This is a genomic window from Deinococcus sedimenti, assembly GCF_014648135.1.
Classification (GTDB): Bacteria; Deinococcota; Deinococci; order Deinococcales; family Deinococcaceae; genus Deinococcus; species Deinococcus sedimenti.
In genome coordinates this window covers 683,837-699,549 of record NZ_BMQN01000001.1, presented here as the reverse complement: position 1 = coordinate 699,549, position 15,713 = coordinate 683,837, and the positions used below count along the sequence as shown (strand labels likewise).

14 protein-coding genes and 1 riboswitch are annotated in these 15,713 nt (G+C 70.8%); of the genes, 10 read left to right on the top strand and 4 right to left on the bottom strand.

The features are described 5' to 3' along the window. Positions 1-16 precede the first annotated feature (16 nt). The 4 genes from IEY69_RS03445 to IEY69_RS03430 are packed head-to-tail and all read left to right on the top strand — an operon-like array spanning position 17 to position 3,061. The gene (locus IEY69_RS03445; RefSeq protein ID WP_189071721.1) at positions 17-379 is read left to right on the top strand and encodes a hypothetical protein; all 363 of its coding nucleotides are present in this window, start codon (positions 17-19) and stop codon (positions 377-379) included. A gap of 43 nt (positions 380-422) precedes the next feature. Beyond that, on the top strand, positions 423-1,013 hold the full coding sequence (locus tag IEY69_RS03440; RefSeq protein ID WP_189071720.1) for an NADPH-dependent FMN reductase: 591 nt from the start codon (positions 423-425) through the stop codon (positions 1,011-1,013). After that, a complete protein-coding gene (locus IEY69_RS03435) occupies positions 1,010-1,768 on the top strand; it encodes an RluA family pseudouridine synthase (protein ID WP_189071719.1) in 759 nt (252 codons plus the stop codon). The genes IEY69_RS03440 and IEY69_RS03435 overlap by 4 nt, the downstream gene beginning before the upstream one ends. A gap of 39 nt (positions 1,769-1,807) precedes the next feature. Next, positions 1,808-3,061, top strand: a complete 1,254-nt coding sequence (locus IEY69_RS03430) for an MFS transporter (RefSeq protein ID WP_189071718.1) — start codon at positions 1,808-1,810, stop codon at positions 3,059-3,061. Positions 3,062-3,121: 60 nt separating this feature from the next. On the opposite strand, the gene IEY69_RS03425 is transcribed toward IEY69_RS03430, so the two are convergent. Next, on the bottom strand, positions 3,122-5,848 hold the full coding sequence (locus tag IEY69_RS03425; RefSeq protein WP_189071717.1) for a YhgE/Pip domain-containing protein: 2,727 nt from the start codon (positions 5,846-5,848) through the stop codon (positions 3,122-3,124). A 110-nt stretch (positions 5,849-5,958) separates the two neighbouring features. Here IEY69_RS03425 and IEY69_RS03420 point away from each other — a divergent pair, with 110 nt between their 5' ends. The 4 genes from IEY69_RS03420 (at position 5,959) to IEY69_RS03405 (ending at position 9,419) form a co-directional block, all read left to right on the top strand. Next, positions 5,959-6,567: a TetR/AcrR family transcriptional regulator gene (locus IEY69_RS03420; protein ID WP_189071716.1), complete on the top strand. Its 609-nt coding sequence runs from the start codon at positions 5,959-5,961 to the stop codon at positions 6,565-6,567. A gap of 213 nt (positions 6,568-6,780) precedes the next feature. Further along, positions 6,781-7,605, top strand: coding sequence for an SDR family oxidoreductase (locus tag IEY69_RS03415; protein ID WP_189071715.1), 825 nt, complete (start codon positions 6,781-6,783; stop codon positions 7,603-7,605). 63 nt (positions 7,606-7,668) lie between these two features. Continuing rightward, positions 7,669-8,556: an NAD(P)-dependent oxidoreductase gene (locus IEY69_RS03410; protein ID WP_189071714.1), complete on the top strand. Its 888-nt coding sequence runs from the start codon at positions 7,669-7,671 to the stop codon at positions 8,554-8,556. Beyond that, positions 8,553-9,419 (top strand): DegV family protein, encoded by an 867-nt coding sequence (locus tag IEY69_RS03405; protein WP_189071713.1) that lies wholly within the window; start codon positions 8,553-8,555, stop codon positions 9,417-9,419. Before IEY69_RS03410 ends, IEY69_RS03405 begins: the two co-directional genes overlap by 4 nt. Before the next feature lie 31 nt (positions 9,420-9,450). On the opposite strand, the gene IEY69_RS03400 is transcribed toward IEY69_RS03405, so the two are convergent. Next, the gene (locus IEY69_RS03400; RefSeq protein ID WP_189071712.1) at positions 9,451-9,945 is read right to left on the bottom strand and encodes a hypothetical protein; all 495 of its coding nucleotides are present in this window, start codon (positions 9,943-9,945) and stop codon (positions 9,451-9,453) included. Next, entirely contained in the window at positions 9,945-11,216 is a 1,272-nt protein-coding gene (locus IEY69_RS03395; RefSeq protein ID WP_229783596.1) for a glycosyltransferase family 2 protein, read from the bottom strand. The genes IEY69_RS03400 and IEY69_RS03395 overlap by 1 nt, the downstream gene beginning before the upstream one ends. A gap of 366 nt (positions 11,217-11,582) precedes the next feature. On the opposite strand from IEY69_RS03395, the gene IEY69_RS03390 reads away from it, so the two are divergent. Both IEY69_RS03390 and IEY69_RS03385 read left to right on the top strand, forming a co-directional pair. Continuing rightward, entirely contained in the window at positions 11,583-12,473 is an 891-nt protein-coding gene (locus IEY69_RS03390; protein ID WP_229783595.1) for a glycoside hydrolase family 26 protein, read from the top strand. 540 nt (positions 12,474-13,013) lie between these two features. Continuing rightward, positions 13,014-13,088: riboswitch (cyclic di-GMP riboswitch) on the top strand. A gap of 12 nt (positions 13,089-13,100) precedes the next feature. Then, complete coding sequence (locus IEY69_RS03385; protein WP_189071710.1) at positions 13,101-13,868, top strand: glycoside hydrolase family 16 protein; 768 nt, start codon at positions 13,101-13,103, stop codon at positions 13,866-13,868. 286 nt (positions 13,869-14,154) lie between these two features. Here the strand turns inward: IEY69_RS03385 and nagZ are convergent, their stop codons facing one another. Continuing rightward, positions 14,155-15,621, bottom strand: coding sequence for a beta-N-acetylhexosaminidase (gene nagZ / locus IEY69_RS03380; RefSeq protein WP_308425432.1), 1,467 nt, complete (start codon positions 15,619-15,621; stop codon positions 14,155-14,157). Positions 15,622-15,713: the final 92 nt, after the last annotated feature.

The window sequence follows — 15,713 nt, the reverse complement described above, 5'->3', positions numbered from 1 at the left end:
GCGGCACACTGGGGGCATGAACGCGCCTGCGCCCACCGCCCGCCCCCGGCCCGCTGCCCCTGTTCCCGCGTGGTCGGTGGCGGGCGGCCTGCTGGGCCTGGGGACGCTGGTGGCGTGGGCGTGGCTGCTGTTCGGCGTGGCGGGCGGCGTGGAGGTCGCCAACCAGTCCGGGCAGGTCCTGTCGGGCCTGCGGGTGTGCGGCCCGAGCGGGTGCGTGGAACGGGCGCGCCTGTGGCCGCATCAGTCGTGGCGGGTGCCGGTCGAGGGGCAGGCGACCGTGCTGGTGGGCGGTGCCGAGGTGGCCCTGGGGGCGCTGGACGACCAGTCGGCGCGCGTGGTGGTCGGCGAGGGCGGCTCGGTCCACACGACCACCGAGTGACGCGCAGAGGGACTCGCGTCCGGCGGGACGCTACCCTGTCCGGGTGAAGTTCGCCGTCCTCTCGACCAGCCTCGACCCGGAAAGCCGCAGTGCGTGGCTGTGCGACCTTGCCGCCGCGCAGTTGCGGGCGCAGGGGCACGAGGTCACGCACCTCGACCTGCGCGCGGCGCCCCTGCCGCCCTTCGACAACGATCAGGGGCCGCACGGCTGTTACGCGCACCCGCACGCTGAGGTGTATCACCGCGCGATCCGCGAGGCGGACGGGGTGTTCCTGGGCGTGCCCGTGTACAACTGGGGGCTGGGGTCCGGCGTGAAGGCACTGGTGGAACTGACCGGGAGCAGTGACGCGGCGCGCGGCCTGCACGGCGCGTGGTTCGACCGGCCCGTGACGTTCCTGGTGTCGGGCGGGCTGGATCACGGGTACCTGAGTCACGGGGCGTTCGCGTTCGGGCTGATGGTGGATTTCCGCTGCGTGGTGAACCCGCACTTCGTGTACGCGACGTCCGCGCACTGGGCCGCGCCGGGCGTGCCGGGCGACTGGCTGCGCGAGCGATTGGACCGCACGGTGGACCGGGGCGTGGACCTCTCGGCGCGCCTGATGGGCCGCGACTATGCCAGCGTGTGGGAACTGTGACGGGGCGCGCGCCTCTGCTGCCGCCCACCGAGAAGCCGCGCGTGATCCTGGAGCACCCGGATTTCTACGTGGTGCACAAGCCGGCGCTGTGGCTGACGCATCCGGTGCGGGCGCGGGTGGACGTCCCGGATCTGCTGACGTTCATGCAGCGCGAGACGGGCGAGGCGGACCTGGCGCCCCCTCACCGCCTGGACCGCGAGACGAGCGGCGCGCAGGTTCTCTCGCGGGACCGGGAGGCGGCGCAGCGGTTCTTCACGCTGTTCAAGACGCATCTGGTCGGCAAGACGTATCTGGCGCTCGTGCACGGCTCGCCGGACTGGGAGCGGCGCACGCTGGACGCCCCGCTGGGCGACCTGGGTCTGGGCGGCGCGAACCGCATCGCGATCCGGCAGGGGGTCGTGCCGGACGGGCGGCCCGCCGTGACGGACTTCCGGGTGGTGGCCCGCCGCGCCGGGCACGCATTGATCGAGGCGTACCCGCGTTCGGGGCGGCTGCATCAGATCCGCGCGCACCTCTCGCACCTGGGCCTGCCGATGGTCGGGGACAAGATCTACGGGCGGGACCCCGGCGTGTTCCTGCGCTTCATGGAGGAGGGGCAGACGCCGGAACTGACGGAGCGGCTGGGGCTGGCGCGGCAGGCGCTGCACGCGGCGCGCGTGGCGTTCCCGTGGGCGGGCGCGCAGGTGGTCGCGGAGGTGCCGCTCGCGCCGGACCTGCGCGCGTACTGGGACGCGCTGTCGCCTGACGACATCTGAGCCGTGAGTGTTGAGTGGCGCACGTATACTCGCCGCACGATGACCGATGCCATTCCTTCGCGCCCCCGGGTGAGTCCCTGGGTGCTGTCCGCCTTCTGGTTCGGTTCTGCGTTTCACTGGCTGCTGCTCCTGCTGATCCTCATGCCCGAGAACGTCGTGACCTTCGTCGGTGAGGACCGCAAGGGCACGTTCCTCGGCCTGCTGGCAGGGATCGGCGCGGTGATGGCATTGGTCCTGCCGCCGCTGGTGGGCGCGCACAGTGACCGCACCGGGAAGCGCCTCCCCTACCTGCGGATCGGCCTGATCGTGAATCTCGTGGGGCTGGGGGTCATGGCACTGGCGGCGTCCGCGCTGGGCGGCATGACGGGCTTCTGGGTGTACCTGGTGGGGTTCCTGCTGGTGCAGTTCGGGAACAACTTCGCCACGGCGCCGTACTCGGCGCTGATTCCGGAACTGGTCGCGCCGTCCGAGCGCGGGCGGTACAGCGGGGTCATGGCGATGCTGCAGGCGCTGGGGCAGCTGCTGGGGGCCGTGTCGGCGGTGGTGGTGGGCCTGCTGAAACTGCCGGTGCTGGTGTCGTTCGTGCTGATCGCGCTGCTGCTGATCGGCCCGGCCCTGGTGACGCTGCGCGGCGTGCCGGAACCGGACTCGGTCGTGACGCGCCCCGCAGGGGGGCCGACGCTCTCGTGGCGGCAGCTGTTCGCGCACCAGCCGTTCCTGTGGGTGTTCGTGACGCGGGTGCTGTTCTCGCTGGGGCAGTACAGCGTGCAGCCCTTCCTGCAGTACTACAACAAGGACGTGCTGCGGCAGTCGGATGCGGGCACGAGCACCAGCATCATGCTGCTGTGCATCATCGTGGGCAGCATCGCGTCCGCCAGTCTGGGCGGGCGGATCAGTGACCGCATTGGCCGTAAGCCCGTGATCTACGTGGCGGGCAGTGTCATGGCGGCGGCGGCGCTGCTGCTGCTGGTCGCGCCGTCATTCGGGGCGGCGCTGGCGCTGGCGGGCGCGTTCGGGCTGGGGTTCGGGGCGTTCACGAGCGTGGACTGGGCGCTGGGCAGTGACGCGATGCCCAGCCAGAGCAGTTACGCGCGGGACATGGGCATCTGGCACGTGGCGTTCGTCGCGCCGCAGATGAGCAGCGCGCCGCAGGGAGCCCTGCTGGACTGGGGGAACGCGCAGGGCGGGAACCTGGGGTACACGCTGGTGTTCGGCATTGCCGCCGTGTGTTTCATCCTGGGGGTGATCCTGATCCGGAACGTGCCGGACACCCGGCGCGCCGCCGCAGCCTGAGGTTCGACACGAACCGGCCCCCACCCTCTGCGGAAGGTGGGGGCCGGTTCGTGTCGGTGGTCAGCCGACGTCGGTGATGATCGGGGAGCGGAAGTTCTGGTCCTCGGTGTACACCCAGCGGCGGCGGCTGAGCAGCGCGACGGTCAGGCTGATCAGGGCGACGACGCCCATGCGGCCCATGAAGGTCCAGTACTGCCCCTCGAACGCGCCGAACATGGCGTGGCGCAGGGCGTTGATGACGTCCGTGACGGGAATGATGTTGTGCAGCGTCTGGAAGAACGGGTTGCTGAGTTCCACAGGGTAGCTGCCGCCGCTCGCGGCGAGCTGCACGATCAGCAGCACGAGGGCCAGGATGCGCCCGGCGGGGCCGATCAGGAGGTTCAGCGCCAGGATGACCAGCAGGAAGGTCACACTGCCCGCCAGGGTGGTCAGGATGACCTGTCCGGGGGTGGCGAACTGCACGCCCATCAGGCGCACGCCGATCACGACGATGATCGCCTGTCCCAGCACGATCAGCAGCGGCTGCGTGAGCTTGCGGGCCACGCGGGCGGCCTGCCGGGTCTGGCGGCCACTCTCGGGGAGCAGCAGGTACGGGAAGATGAAGGTGGTCATGGTGGCGCCCACCCACAGGGCCAGTGCGATGAAGTACGGCGCGAAGGCGTTGCCGTTGTTGGGGACATCCGCGAAATTGGTGGTGCGGACCTGCACGCTCTCGGCGAGGCCGGTAGGGTCGCCGCCCAGCTGCTCGATGCTGGCGGGGACCTTGTCGTGCAGTTCGTTCAGGCCGTCAGTGAGTTTCTGCGCGCCGTCCAGCAGGTCCCCGGCGCCGTTTTTCAGGGAGCGGGTGCCGCTTTCGAGGCTGCTGGCGCCGTCGGCGAGCTGCCGGGCGCTGCTGGCGAGGGTCTTCCCGCCACTTTTCAGACTGTTCAGGTCCTTCTGCGCGGGGAGTTTCGCGGTGATCTGCCCCAGCGCCCCCTTGATCTTCTCGTTGCCGTCCGCGAGGGTGTTCACCCCGGCCTGGAAGTCTTTCGCGCCGCTCGCGAGGCTCTGGGCGCCCTGGGCGGCCTTGCGGGTGTTGTCCGCAAGGCTCGTGGCTCCGGTCTGGAGGCTCTGCGCGCCGCTCTGGACCTGTTTGCTGCCCTGCGCGAGCTGCTGCGCGCCGGTCACGGCCTTCTGCGCCCCGGCCTGGGCGCTGGCGGCACCCTGCGCGAGTTTCTGCGCGCCGCTCTGCACCTGCGCGGCCCCGTCCTGCAGGCTCCTGCTGCCACTGGTCAGGCCCGCCTGCAACTTGTCGGCCCCCGCCTGAAGCTGGTTCGCGCCGGTCTGGAGGTCGCCCAGGCCGCTGACGAGGCCCGGCAGTTGCGTGGCGAGCTGCTGAGCGCCGCTGCTGGCGGTCTGCGCGGCCGTCTGCGCCTGCCCCAGGCCGCCCGCGAGTTGCGTGGCGCCGCTCTGGAGGTTGGCCGCGCCGGTGGCGGCGGGTGTGCCTTTCAGGGCGGTGCTCAGCTGCCCGGCGCCGCCCGCAAGGGTCTGCGCGCCGGTCTGCAGCTGCCCGAGGCTGCTGCTCAGTTTCGGCAGTCCGGCGGCGAGTTGCCCGGCGCCGTCGGCGGCTTTCTGCGCTCCGCCTTTGGCCTGCCCGAGGCCCGCGCCGAGCTTCTGGGCTCCGGCCTGGAGTTGCGCGGCGCCGTCCACGGCGGGTTTCAGGCCGCTGGCGACGCCGCTGCGCAGCTGCGCGGCCCCGCCGCTGAGCTGCTGGGCTCCCTTGTTCAGGTCGCCCAGGCCACCGGCCAGTTGCGGCAGTTGCGTGGCGAGCTGGGCGTTGCCGCCCGCGACCTGGGTGGCCCCGGCGGTCAGTTTCGCGGCGCCCGCGGCGAGCTGCTCGCCCCCGGCGGCGAGCTTGGTCAGGCCGCCGTTCAGGCTGGTGGCTCCGGCGGTGAGTTTCGCGGCGCCGTCGCGCAGGGGTTGCAGTTGCTGCTTGCCGGGGGCGGCCTGTTCCAGCTGGCGCAGGCCGCTGCTGAGCTGGGTGACGCCGCCGGTCAGGCGGGTGACGCCGCCGCTGAGTGTTTCAGCGCCGTCGGCCAGCTTGTCCGCGCCGCCGGCGAGTTTGCCCGCGCCGGTCTGGAGGTCGCCCGCACCGTCGTTCAGTGTGCGGGTGCCGTCGGTGAGGGTCTGGGCACCGTCGGCGAGTTTGCGGATGGCGTCACGGATATCCGCGAATCCATCCTGGACGTCCTGGAGGCTGGTCTGCACCACGTCCCAGCGGTTCTCGCCAAGTGTGGCGTTCAGTTCGGTGGCGATGGTGCCCGCCACGCGGTCGGCGACGGTGCTGGCGTAGTAGTTCAGGCCGGGCGCGCGGTACAGCTGCAGCAGGCCGTGCTGGGCGCTGCTGCCCGCGACGGCCTTCTGGCTGAAGTCGGCGGGGATGGTCAGGGCGAAGTAGACCTCGCCGTTGCGCACGGCCTGCTGGGCGGCCTGCACGCTGGGGTAGGTGCGGAAGTCCACGGGTGGGTCCTCGCGGAGTTCCTTGACGAGGTCCTGGCCGACGTTGACCTTCTCTCCGCGGGAGACGGTGCCGCGGTCGAGGTTCACGAGGGCGGCGGGCAGCTGGTTCAGGTTCCCGGCGGGGTCCCAGACGCTCATGAGGTACACGGCGACGTAGGTGATGGGGATGAACAGGAAGGCCAGCGCGGCGGCCCACATGATGGGGTGGCGCCACAGGCCTCGTTCGGCGGGGGTCAGGGCGCGGTAGCTGTCGCGCAGGGTGGGACGGGTGGGGCGGGGTCGGGTCATGGGCACCTCGGAGCAGTTCAGTTCTGACAGTTCGTCAACTCGGCTCAGTGTGCGCCGCTCTCGACATTCTGTCAAGTGACACTTTGTCAGTATTGCGCTATACTGTGCCCATGAGTGCCCCCGCCTCCCCCACCCTGCGGCGCCGCCTGCCCTCGGCCGACCGCCGCCAGCAGATCCTCGACGGCAGCGAGGACCTGTTCACCCGTCAGGGCTTCGAGGCCGTCAGCATGGGGGACATCGCCGCCCACCTCGGCATCTCCCGCCCGACCGTGTACGCCTACTTCACGTCCACCGCCGACATTCTCGGCGAGCTGCTCGACCAGCGCCTCACCGAATTCGAGGGCCGCCTCGCGCCCCTGCTGCGCGACCTGCACAGCCAGCCCCATCCCTTCGCCACCATTCTCGAACAGCTGATTCAGGAACGCCCCCTGCTGACCCTGCTCCAGAGCGGCAGCGGGCCCGCCTTCACCGAACGCCGACTGGCGGTCTTCCGCGACCTGGAAGGGCGGCTCCATCTGCACGTGTCGCCCCCCGCAGGCCGGGCCCGCGTCCCGTACCTGCTGACCTGCCTCACGCTGCTGCTGCAGGCCACCGCCACGCACGCCATCACCGCCGGGCTCAGCGCCGACCAGACCCGCGAACTGGCCCGGACGCTCGACCGGTTCGTGCAGGCCGGGCTGCAGGGCACCGCGCCTGACCTTCATGAAGCCCCCGTGTGAAGATCGCCTTCAGGCAGGTGTGACACTCCTGTGAGGCCAGGGCCGTACACTGGGGTGACCAGCGCACAAATGAATACGCGGGCCGAGTGAAGTCCGCAGCGCGAGAGGCCGGACTCCCACAGAGCGAGGCCTCTCTTTCCGGCCGTACGCCCGCCGGGTGTCTGTCAGCGCGCCCGCCGTCCGCCGCAGCGGGCAGCGTCTATGCTGGGCGGCATGACGACCAGCATGCACGGCCGCCGCGTCCTGATCACCGGCGCGACCGGCGGAATCGGACTGATCACCGCCCGCGACCTCGTGAACCGGGGGGCGCACGTGACCATCGTGGGCCGCAACCCGGACAAGACGGCGCAGGTGGCGCGCGACATCGGCGCGCAGGCGACCCTGCTGGCCGACCTGAGCGAACTTACGCAGGTGCGCCGCGCCGCGCAGGAGTTCGCGGCCCGCGGTGAAGGTCTGGACGTCCTGATCAACAACGCCGGCGCGTTCTTCACGTCCCGGCAGGAGACCCGCGAGGGCATCGAGCAGACCTGGGCGCTGAACCACCTCTCGCCGTTCCTGCTGACCCGCGAGCTGCTGCCCCTGCTGCGGGAAGGGCAGGCGCCGAGGGTGGTGACGGTCGCCTCGGCCGCGCACGCCATGGGGCGCCTGCGTCTGGACGACCCGGAGTTCCGCCGGGGGTACGGCGGGTGGGCGGCATACTCGCAGAGCAAACTCGCGAATATCCTGTTCGCGCGGGAACTCGCGCGGCGCGAGCCGGGCATCCAGAGCAACAGCCTGCACCCGGGCATGGTCGCCACGGGCTTCGCGCACAACAATGGCGGCTGGGTCAGCCGCGCGTACCGCATCGTGGACCGCTTCGCCATCACGCCCGAGCAGGGCGCGCAGACGACCCTGCACCTCGCCGCGGAACCGGTGCAGGTCAGCGGGCGGTACTTCAGCAACTGCCGTGAGGCCACCCCGGCACCGCAGGCGCGGGACGACGGCGCGGCGTTCCTGCTGTGGGAACTGAGCGAGGCGACCGTGAACGCCCACCCCTGAGCGATCTTTTTGCACCGAGTCCAGCTTGAGGGACTGGCGTGGCCGCGGCCCCTACGCTGAATCATGATGACCACTCTTGCCTTCGTGGGCCTGGGCGCCATGGGCGACCCCATGGCCGCACACCTGGCCCGCCACGCCCGTGACCACGGGCACCGCGTCCTCGTGTGGAACCGCACCGCCGCGAAAGCCGACGCTCACGCCCAGACGCACGGCACGCAGTCCGTCCCCCTGACCGAGATCGCCGCCGCCGACGTGATCTTCACCTGCCTTCCCACCAGCGCCGAGGTGGACGAGATCATGACCGCGCTGCGCGACCGCCTGCGACCCGGTGCCGTCTGGGTGGACTGCACCAGCGGCCACCCGGACGCCGCCGCCCGGCAGGCCGACGACCTGAACCGCGCGGGCGTGACCTTTCTCGACGCGCCGGTCAGCGGAGGGACGGCCGGCGCACAGGCCGGGCGCCTGACCGTGATGGTCGGCGGCGACCCCGACGCCCTGGACCGGGTCCGGCCGCACCTGGCGTTCGCCGGGAAGGTCGTGCACGTGGGCGGAACCGGCGCGGGCTTCTCCGTGAAGGCGGTGAACAACGCGCTGCTGGGCGTGACCCTCTGGGCCACCGGTGAGGGACTGGCGATCCTGGGTCGCGCCGGGGTGAATCTCGGCGCGGCGCTGGACGTAATCAACGCCAGCAGCGGCCGCAGCAACGCCAGCGAGAACCTCATCCCGCAGCGCGTCCTGACCCGCGAGTTCCCCGCCACGTTCGCGCTGGGCCTGCTGGCCAAGGACGCCGGGATCGCGGTGGACCTCACGCAGTCGGTGCAGGGCAGCGCGCCGGTCCTGGCCCAGGTCGCGGACCTGCTGCGCGGCGCACAGCGCGTCGTGGGAGACGCCGAGGACCACACCGCCGCCCTGAAGCTGATCGAGTCCATGAATGACACGGTGCTGAAGTGACCGCTCCCTCCTTCGGCGTGGTGACTGACGGCGGCCTGGACGCCTACGCCACCCTGCACAACGCCGTGCCGGTCGCGCCGTTTGCCGTGAACTTCGGGAGCACGTCGTACCGCATGACCGAGATCAGCCGCGAGGACCTGTACCGGCAGCTGGCCTCGAACCCGACGCACCCCACCAGCGCGCAGCCCACCCCGCAGGACTGGCTGAGCGCCATGCAGGCGGCCGGGACGCCCGAGGTGCTCGCGGTCACGACCAGCGCGGGCCTGAGCGGCAGCCACAACTCCGCCGATCAGGCCCGCCAGCTGACCGGCCCCGGCGGCCCGCGCGTGATCCTGCACGACAGCGGCACCCTGAGCGCCGCGCAGGCCTTCCAGATCCACGCGGCTGTCACGGCTGCCCGGCAGGGCCGGAGCACCGAGCAGGCGCGCGAGTGGATGCGCGCCGTGCACGAGGAGACCGAACTGTACTTCACCATCGAGACCCTGGAGTACCTGCGCCGCGGCGGGCGGATCGGTCGCGTCCAGGCCACGCTGGGCGGCCTGCTGAACCTCAAACCCGTGATCACGGTGGACAAGGCGGCCGGCACGTACGTGAATGTCGGCCGCGCCCGTTCGTACCGGGGCGCCATCCAGGCGCTGACCGAGCAGGTCACGCGGCGGTTCCGCGAGGGCACGCCGCTGCGCGTGGGGCTGCTGTACGGCAACCACCCGGAGGACGCCGACGCGGCCCTCGAGCAGCTGGCGGGCCGCCACCCGATCGTGTGGAGTGACCGCACCGGCGTGAATCCCGTCCTGAGTGTCCACGTCGGCCCGCGCGCGCTGGGCCTGGCTGCCGCGCCCGGCGCGTGGCCCTGGGAACGCTGACCCGGGCGGTCCGGACGCGAGCAGTCCGCCGTCAGGGCGTGCAGACGCGCGCGATGAACGACACCGGACGAAGCGGCCCGGCCACCCGGGCGGCCCTGAGCGGTCCAGGGGCGTCCGGGCCGCTCCAGACGGTCAGCTGGGCGTCCACGCACACGGGCAGGTCACCTGCACTCCAGGGGGTCACCAGCACCGCCTGGCCACCCGGACTCAGGGAGGCCAGTTGCCGCGGGTTGCTGCGGGCCAGCTCCTCTCCGCCCGGCGTCGAAAGGCTCAATGAGCCGTTCACCACGGCCTCCGCGTTCAGGGTGCTGCCGAACGTGGCCCGGGCCTGGAGCCCCTCGGTCTGCCGCACCAGCGACACCGACACGGTCACCTCACCGGCCGCCTGACCGCGGGTGGTCACCGCCGGGCTGATCAGCTGCTGGCGGGCCAGCACCTGACCGAGCGGCGCTGCCGGGGTGGGCGCCGAGACGGCCAGGACACCGGCGGCGCTGCCGAGCAGGAGGATCAGGCAGAGCGAACGCATCAGTCGCCCGCCTGCGGGGCCACCGGGGACGGCTGGCCGGGCAGGTGCACGCCCACGCGGGGCATCTTGTTCCAGCGGACGGTGCGGCCCCGCAGGAACGACAGGCACGTCACGATAACCACCAGGGCCACGAACGGCCGCATGAACAGCCGCTGGGTCGGCGTGATCAGCAGGGGCCGCAGCGACTGTCGGCCCAGCGCGAGGGCCACGCCCGCCACCAGCACATCGATCCCGATGCTCACGAGCAGCGGGACCAGGGCCCCAGGCGGGGCAGAGCCCCCGCTCATCTGCTGGACCAGCAGGGTCAGCGCCGCCAGATCGAACAGCGGTCCGGCTCCGCCCAGCACCAGTCCGTAGAGCAGCACGTACGGGAGGGTCAGCCACCCCAGGCGTCCGCCGCGCGCTGTCAGGATCAGGTGGCGGTACTTACCCATGACCTGGAACGTGCCGTACATCCAGCGCAGCCGCTGGCGCCACATGGCGGGCAGGGTGACGGGCGGCTCGGTGAAGCTCAGTGCGGCCGGCTCGAAACGCACCTGGTAGCCCGCCGCGGCGATGGCGACGGTGAGGTCCATGTCCTCGGTGATGGTGTCGCCGCTGTAGTGCAGGCGGCGAATCAGGTCCGTGCGGAACGCGCCGGCCGCGCCGGGCACCACGCTGACCGCCCCGAGCATGTCCTGCGCCCGCTTGTCCATCTGCTGCCCGACGCTGTATTCCAGGTGCTGCATCTGCGTGAGCGACGTGACCGGGCCGGCCACCCGCACGTCCCCGGCGACGGCACCCACCGCCGGGTTCAGGAAATGGCGCGACAGGGCCGACAGCGCGCCCGGCGCCAGCGAGGAGTCCGCGTCCACGCTCACCGCGACCGGGTACTCCAGGTGAGCGGCGGCGCGGTTCAGGGCACTGGCCTTCCCACCGTTCGCCTGGCGCAGCACCTGCACGCGGGCGTCCCGCCGCGCGAATTCATCGGCGATGGCCGCGGTGCGGTCGGTGGAGCCGTCGTCCACGACAATGACCTGCAGGGGCGGGCCGTCCTGAGCGAGCACGGACCGGATGGTCTGGGCAATGCCGACCTCCTCATTGAACGCCGCGATCATGACGCTGACGCCCGGCGTGTCCCGCCCGTGCCAGTCGCGGGCGCGGCGGCGCCGGACCCAGATGTGAGCGGTGGCGAGCGTGACCGTCAGCGCCGCCTTGATCAGCAGCAGAAGCACAATGATGAACAGGGTCCAACCCAGCGGGGTGGACGGCAGGACAGTCGTAAAGCCCATGGTGATGCCTCCCTCGGGGCGGTCTCACCACTGGCTCCTCTCGTCTGTTCAGGTGACCGATTCGAAGACGAGGATCTGCGCCTCCCGGCACTTGTATCTCGGCGTGGATGCCCGTCCCTGAGGTCCGGTCACGCCCTGCGTTCAGGCTAGGCGTCCGGTTCTGACGCACCGTGAGTGCCCGGTGGTGTCACGCTGGGACAAGGTTCAGCGCACCTACAGGCAGTGGGGGCCAGCGTGGGGGGCACCGCCCGTCCCAGGCCCGAACACTGCCATCATGCGCGTGACATGCCCGCACCCATCAGCGTTTCCACCCCAGTCCGGCCTGCAGGCGGGCCTCGTGCCAGGTGGCGGCGGGCCGCGGTCACTGTGGCCGCGCTGCTGTTCACGGGCGCTGTCCCAGCCACGCAGGCGGCCGCGGTGCCGAGTTGCGGGGTGTTCGGCCTGACAGTGGACAGCCCGGCCGTCCTGGCCGCCGTGGAGCGGAAGGTCGGGTGCCGCTTCGCCGCGGTCCGCTGGTTTCAGGACTGGACCACGCCGTTCAACCTGAGGTACGCCCGGACCCTGCTCGCGCAGGGCAAGGAACTCGAACTCTCCTGGCAGCCGCGCAGGCAGGTCGCGGGCGCCCTGCGGGGCGTTCCGTACCGGGAGATCGCCGCCGGCCGGCACGACGCCTACCTGCGCCGGTTCGCCCGGGATGTCCGGCAGGCCGGTCAGCCGGTGCGCATCACGTTCGCGCCGGAAATGAACGGAAACTGGGGCGCGTACCAGCTGGGTCCCAACAACACGTCCGCCGATTTCATCCGGGCGTGGCGGCATGTCGTGAACGTCTTCCGGGCTGAACGGGCTCCGGTGCGCTGGGTATGGACGCCCAACATCCAGTACCCGGGCATGCCCAGCTCGTACCGCGCCCTGTACCCGGGAGGAGCCTGGGTGGACGAGGTCGGCCTGGACGGGTACAACTGGGGCACCACCAACGCCTGGAACCGCTGGCTGAGTTTCCGTGACACGTTCGGGGCGTCGTATCAGGAGCTGAAGAGGGTCGCGGGGACCAAGCCGGTCCAGCTGGGCGAGGTGGCCAGCGTGGAGCAGGGCGGCGACAAGGCCGCGTGGATCCGCGACATGTGCGCGCAGCTACCCGCATTCGGGCAGATCCGCCGGGCCTTCTGGTTTCACATCAGGGATGGCCGCGTCGACTGGCGCCTCACGACCAGTGACCCGGCCCTGAACGCCTTCCGCCGCTGCCCCACAACGCGGTAGCGACCAGTTTCACGCAGACCCCACCAGTCCCTGAACGGCGGGACCCGACCCGGTGGACAGCGAACAGGAGACTCTCCCCAGTCGGGCTCGCGTTGACACGTCCTCCGACGGGCCGCTCTGCGCAGCGCCTCAGCCTCTCACAGCGGTTATCAGTTTCATTGAAGGGCCACGAGCACGCCCCTCGATTCCACTTCCAACCACTGTTTTTCTCAGGTGCTCGATTCAGAGGTATCGAGGGTATCCTCGATACCTCTGAACTCTGCTGTCAGCGCGTTCCAGGGAGACTGAGGCAATCCCCAGGCTCCCTGAAACGCGCCCAGCGAGGGTCCAAGGAACCGAGCGGTGGACGTCAAGCCGGGGGGCTGACGGCACGCCCCTCAAGTGCCCCGACACCCACGGTCACATAGTCCATGGGCATCGCGGTCCGCGTCTACCACACCGGCCGCTTCCGGGTGGCCCCCGCCCAGGGGTGCCGCCGTCCACGTTCATGTAAGAGACTTGACGGAGTTCAACGGACACACTTCAGGCTGTCCAGTGTCCCCATGCTCAGGGCAAAACCGCCGCAAGGCGGTGACGCAAAGCCACGGAACCCAAGGGGTTGGCCGGGTCACCAGAGGGAGATTCAGCATGCCTATCGCACACACGGTCCGTTCCGCCCTGCTGGGCCTGTCCCTCGTGGCCTGCAACGATCTGACCCCGCCGACCACTTCCGTCTCCCTGCGTCCGGCGGGCGCCGCGTGGACCGAAACGTTCGACACGCTCGACACGGCCCGCTGGGAGCCATCCAGCTGGGGCGGATTCTGGCAGCGGCCCGGCCTGACCGGCCGGTTCGACCCGGCACTGGTCAGCGTGAAGGGCGGCCACCTGCTGCTCACCCTGACGGTGCAGAGCTGCGCCACGGGCCTGTGCGCCCGCGCCGCCGAAGTGCAGACCCACCAGACCTTCGGCTTCGGTCGGTACACCTACCGCTTCCGGGCGGCCAGCACCAGCGCCCACCCCGCACGCAGCGGCAAGGTCCTCAGCGGGAACATCAGCGGGGCGTTCAGTTACGTGAACGACAGCGCCACCGAGATCGACCTGGAAATCGAAGGGAACCGGCCCAGGACGCTGAACACCGCCGTGTGGCGGACCGTGAACAGCAAGACGTCCGGCGTGCTGCCCACCAGCGTCACGTTCGGCCAGTCCTTCCAGACCATGACGTACGAGTGGCGACCGGACCGCGTCACGTACTTCCTGAACGGCTCGAAGGTCTGGGAGACCACCCAGGACGTCCCGCAGGACGCCGCTCATATCATGCTGAACGTGTGGCCCACGAACAGCGCCGCGTGGGGCGGCCCCGCCACGCGCGGTACCGTTCACATGCTGGTGGACTCCATCAGCTTCGAACCGTTCTGACCGCAGAAGTCCGCGGGGTCGAGGGACACCCGCCAGACCTCTGAACCGATCAGACCCGCACGGCTGCGCCGCAGAGCGCGCACCTGAGAACGGCAGCGGTTTCAGGGTTCCGCCCGCACCGTGCGCACAGCCCACGGCGTCAGAACCGACCCTGGTGCCATTCAGATACGCGGTCTCCTGGCATCAGAATTCAGTTCAGGTGGGTGGTGCGCTCATGGGCTCGCCCGACGGAACTGAACCCTGCCGTCCGTATCGTTGCCGTGTGCGCCGAACGGGCTACGCCGGGTCACTCCGGAAACGGCAGCGTACCGGCCGCTCTCAGGTCGCCGGTCAGCCAGCGCCGCACGGCGCGGCGGGCTTCCGGCTGAAATCCGTACGTGAGGACCGCCGGGGCGTTCACGTCCAGTGCGGCGTAGGGGTTGTACAGCGCCAGGTGCAGATCGGGCTGGGTCCCGCGCAGCGCGGCGTGGCGGTGGCGTGAAGTGGTGGCCAGGATGACCGGCAGCCCCAGGGCCCGCAGGGCGGTCCAGTCCAGGTCCGCCGGGTCCTCGAAGGCGTGCAGCTGCACCTCGTACACGCCGCTCAGCTCGGCGGCGAGAGTTGCGGCGTCCACGCTGGCCTCACTGACGTTCTCGCGGGGGACTTTCGTCTGCGCGACCAGCAGCACCGTTGAACCGGGGGGCGGGGCGACCGGGTCGCGGTACGCACTCAGGCCGCGCGCCCAGGCACATTCCAGCAGCGCCGCGTCAGCCCGCGGGTCCAGGGTGGCATCCGCCTGCGCGGGGTAGCGGGCGGCCAGGGCTTCCAGGCGGCGCACGCTGGCCTGCATCTGCGTGGCGTCCAGCGTCCCGTTGTCAAGGGCGGACTGGATGGCGTTCAGGGTCGCCTCCTGCGCCTCGCGGCGGCCGAGGGCCATAACCAGGTCCGCGCCCGCCTGGATGGCCATCACCCCGGCCTCGCCGCGCCCGTAGTGGTCGTCGATGGCCTTCATGCCCATGGAGTCCGTGACGATCACGCCGTCGAAACCCCACTCCTCGCGCAGCAGGCCGGTCAGCACCGCGCGGGACAGCGTGGCGGGCCGCGCGGGGTCCAGCGCCGGGTAGATGATGTGCGCGGTCATCACGGCGGGCGTGACGGGCAGCAGGTCGCGGAACGGTGCGAACTCCCCGGCTTCCAGGTCCTCCCTGGCTTTGTCCACACGGGGCAGGGCGAGGTGGCTGTCCAGGCTGGTGTCCCCGTGCCCGGGGAAGTGTTTGACGCACGCGGCGACGCCTGCCCGGTCGTGCCCAGAGAGAGCGGCGCGACCCATGCGCGTCACGAGCCCCACGTCGGCGCCGAAGGCCCGCTCGCCGATCACGGGGTTGGCGGGGTTCACGTTCACGTCCAGCACGGGGGCGAAGTTCCAGTTGATGCCCACGCGGCGCAGCTGCCGCGCCAGGGCGGCACTCACGTCCTCCGTCAGCGCCTCGTCGCCTGCCGCGCCCAGATTCATGGCAGCTGGCGCGAACGGCCAGAACGTCGGGCGCAGGATCGCGCCGCCCTCGTGGTCCAGGGCGATCAGGGCGTGCTCGCCCATCACGGCGCGCAGGTCGGCGCACAGGACCGAGAGTTGCGCCTCGGAAACCACATTTTTGCGGAACAGGCACACGCTGCGGATCCTGTGGCGGCGCAGATGCGCGACCGTATCGTCATCCAGGGTGGGGCCGGGAATGTCCACCATCACCAGCGCGCCGCTTGTCAGAGTCAGACTCACGACGCCCAGCGTACGGCAATTTCAACATCTTACACGGATTCCATCTGTTTCGTTGACAGATCGGAAGACCACTGATCTGCCAACTCCACGAC